The sequence below is a fragment of the Dietzia sp. DQ11-44 genome (assembly GCF_014145205.1).
In the GTDB taxonomy this organism is placed as follows: Bacteria; Actinomycetota; Actinomycetes; order Mycobacteriales; family Mycobacteriaceae; genus Dietzia; species Dietzia natronolimnaea.
This window is the reverse complement of record NZ_JAALEC010000183.1, coordinates 1-3626: the sequence shown is the minus strand read 5'-3', so window position 1 is coordinate 3626 and position 3626 is coordinate 1. Positions and strand designations below refer to the sequence as shown.

Genomic DNA, 3626 nt, shown 5'->3' with positions numbered 1-3626 from the left:
CGCCGCGGCTGAGCCGCGAAAGTGCCGTGGCGGCTGAGCCGCGAAAGTGCCCTGGCTGCTGAGCCGCGAAAGTGCCCTGGCGGCTGAGCCGCGGGCGGGGCTCAGCTCGTCGTCACCGCGCCGCTGTCATCTCCGCGCACCGATCCCACAGGGCCGCCGCCACCGCGCGGTCGTGCGAGGCGCGGGTGGAGTCGACGATCTTCGGGTATCCGCTGAGCTCACCGAAGCCGTCGGGACCCACGTACGCGCCGCCGGGAACGGAGTCGACGGTGGCGGCGTAGAGCTGGGGCAGGGCCCCGCGCTCGGCCGGCTGGACGAGGAACGGGACCTTCTCCGCGACCCGCATCATCAGGTCCTGGACCCGGCTGCCGCTGCGGTACTGGAGATTGGTGGCCGAGTACCCGGGGTGGGCGGCCACGGCCTTCAGCGGTGACCCCGCCGCGTCGAACCGACGCTGCTGCTCGTAGGCCAGCATGACGCAGGCGAGCTTGGTGGCCGCGTAGACCCCCATCGGCGAGTACTTGCGGCGGGTCCAGTCGAGGTCGTCCGGATCGACGGTGCCCCTCTTGTGCATCATCGAGCCGAGCCACACCACCCGGTCGGTGAGCACGGGGACGAGCTGCTCGGTGAGCGCGAAGTGGCCGAGCACGTTCACCCCGAACTGCATCTCGTGGCCCTGGGCCGTGCGCGACTGCGGGATGTTCATCAGTCCGGCGTTGTTGATCAGCACATCGGGTCGGTGGTCGGCCAGCACCCGACCGGCGGAGCGGACCGAGTCCAGATCGGCCAGATCCAGCTGGACGACCTCCGCCCGATCCGGGTGCGCCAGGCCGGCCCGGGCGGCCTCGGCGCGGGTGGTGTCCCGGCACGCCATCAGAACCCGGGCTCCCGCCGCGGTGAGCGCCCGGGTGGACTCGAGCCCGAGGCCGGCGTTGGCGCCGGTGATGACGAAGGTCCGGCCCGTCTGGTCATGGATGTCGGCTGTGGTCCATCGACTGGTCATGCGTCCAGGGTACGCAGGACCGGCCTCTCGTCGGCCGAGTCGCGCGCCCGGAATGGACCGTCCGGGGCGCGTGACCGGTCGCGATCCGGACGAACACGCAGCGCGACCCGGGAGCGGATCGGTGAGGGACTACCGGGATCAGTCCCACGTGGCGGTGTCGGGGTCCACACCGTGCGCGCGGGCGTCGGCCTCGACAGCGGCTTCGATCCACCCGGTCAGGCCCGGCTCGAGCGAGTCGTACGTCTCGCTGAAGCGAGGGTCCTGCCGGTACATGCGCGCCAGCAGCACCTGCATCGAGCGCGTGCAGTCGTAGAACGTCGAGATCGACGCACGATGCCGCTCGACCAGCTCCGCGGCCCGGGGTGAGGCGGGGTCAACCCCGGCCCGCTTGGCTGCGGCCAGGTCGGCGTTGAGCGAATCCGTCTCGGCCTTGACCCGGCGCCAGTCCTCCTTGGACATCGTGCTCGTGCGCTGTCGCGACTGCTCCCACTGCGGGGTGTCGCCCCACTGCTGCTGCGCCTCGGCCTGCCAGTCCTCGTTCCAGTCGGTGCCGAAGATCTCGGCCCGATCCGCGGGTGTCAGTGGTGTGTTCACGGCGATCGCCTCCTTCAGGCGGTCTACTGCGGAGACCATCTCCTGCAGGTGCGAGATGCGGTCGAGGAGCAGCTCGCGCTGCCGGGACAGGTGGGCGCCCTCGTCGACGTCGGGGTCGTCGAGCAGCACCCCGATCTGCGCCAGCGGGAGGCCCAGCTCGCGGTAGACCAGGATCCGGTGGATGCGCGCGACGTCGTCGTCGTCATACACGCGGTAGTCCGACCACGTCCGTCCACTCGCCGGCGCCAGCCCGATCCGGTCCCAGTGGTGCAGGGTCCGGATACTGACGCCGACGAGGTCGGCGACCGCGCCCACGGTGAGCCCGTCACTGCTCGTCATCGCTCCAGCATCTCTCACATCGACCACCCTGGGCCCTGACGCGACGTCAGGGTCAAGGGCGAGTCGGTACCGCGTCGGCTTACTCGTCGGTAACATCGGGGCATGAGCCGACCCACGCCCCGTGTCTACGACCGACTCCGCGACCTGGTCGCGATCCCCGAATTCCGTTCCGATCCCTCGAGTCGGGAGTCAGCCGTCATCGAGGAGGTCTTCACCGGCGAGCCGCTCGCCGAGATCCCCGTGGGCACCGCCGACGACGTGCTGGCGGCCGTCGAGCGGGCCCGCGCCGCCCAGATCGCGTGGGCCGACCGCGAGCCCGCGGACCGCGTCGCCGTGCTCAAGCGCTTCGCCTCCCTGGTCATGCGCGATCGCGAGCAGCTCATGGACATCGTCCAGGCGGAGACCGGGAAGAGCCGGGCCTCGGCGCAGGAGGAGGTCCTGGACTGCCTCATCACCGCACGTCACTACGCCAAGACGGCCCCGGGGCTGCTCGCCCCCAAGCGGGTCCAGGGCATGCTGCCGGGCCTGACCAAGGCCGTGGTCCGACGCCACCCCAAGGGCGTCGTGGGTGTGATCGCGCCGTGGAACTACCCGCTCAACCTCGCCGCCACGGACGCACTGGCGGCCCTGGCCGCGGGTAACGCCGTGGTGATCAAGCCCGCCTCCATCACGCCGTTCTGCGCCCTGGCCGCAGCGGACCTGCTGTACCGCGCGGGTCTGCCCCGCGACCTGTTCCAGGTGGTCCCCGGTTCGGGCCGCACCGTCGGCGGGGCGATCGTGGAGAACGTGGACTACCTCATGTTCACCGGCTCCACCGCCACCGGCCGCACGCTGGGCCGCCAGTGCGGCGAGCGCCTGATCGGCTTCTCGGCCGAACTCGGCGGGAAGAACGCCATGATCGTGACCGAGGGTGCCGACCTCGACGAGGTGGCCGAGGTCGCCACGCGCGCGTTCTTCTCCAACTCCGGCCAGCTCTGCATCTCGGTCGAGCGGGTCTACGTGGAGCGCTCCGTCGCGCCGCAGCTCATCGAGAAGCTCACCGCGCGTGTGCAGTCCATGAGCGTGGGGCCCGGCTACGACTTCGAGGCCGAGATGGGCAGCCTCATCTCCCGTGACCAGCTGGACACCGTCTCCGCACACGTCGACGACGCCGTGGCCAAGGGCGCCCGCGTCCTGGCCGGCGGTCGCCCCCGCCCGGACCTCGGCCCCCTGTTCTACGAGCCGACCCTGCTCACCGACGTGCCCTCCAGCGCGACCTGTTACGGCGAGGAGACCTTCGGCCCGGTCGTCTCGATCTACCCGGTCGACTCGGTCGAGGAGGCGATCGCCGAGGCCAACGACACCGAGTACGGGCTCAACTCGTCGGTGTTCGCGGGGTCCGACTCCGAGGGCGAGCAGATCGCGGCGCGCCTGCGGACCGGCACCGTCAACGTCGGCGAGGGCTACGTCGCGGGCTGGGGCTCCGTCGCGGGCCCGATGGGCGGCATGGGCGCCTCCGGTGTGGGCCGACGCCACGGCGACGAGGGACTGCTCAAGTACACCGAGGCGCAGACGATCGCCACTCAGCGCGTCGTGCACATGGGCGGGCCGTCGTTCCTGCCCCGCACGCGGTGGCACAAGATGCTCGCCCCCGCGACGGACGCGATGCGTTTCCTGCCCGGCCGGTAGGTCGGTCGCGCCCCACGGCGAA

Annotated in this window: 3 protein-coding genes; 1 reads left to right on the top strand and 2 read right to left on the bottom strand. The window is 71.3% G+C overall.

The window, feature by feature from the left end:
* Positions 1-112: 112 nt before the first annotated feature.
* Complete coding sequence (locus tag G6018_RS05695; RefSeq protein ID WP_182639103.1) at positions 113-1003, bottom strand: oxidoreductase; 891 nt, start codon at positions 1001-1003, stop codon at positions 113-115.
* 138 nt (positions 1004-1141) lie between these two features.
* Positions 1142-1936: a MerR family transcriptional regulator gene (locus G6018_RS05690; protein ID WP_182639101.1), complete on the bottom strand. Its 795-nt coding sequence runs from the start codon at positions 1934-1936 to the stop codon at positions 1142-1144.
* Between the two features lie 102 nt (positions 1937-2038).
* Between G6018_RS05690 and G6018_RS05685 the strand changes: the two genes are divergently transcribed.
* Positions 2039-3604 (top strand): succinic semialdehyde dehydrogenase, encoded by a 1566-nt coding sequence (locus G6018_RS05685; protein WP_182639099.1) that lies wholly within the window; start codon positions 2039-2041, stop codon positions 3602-3604.
* Positions 3605-3626: the final 22 nt, after the last annotated feature.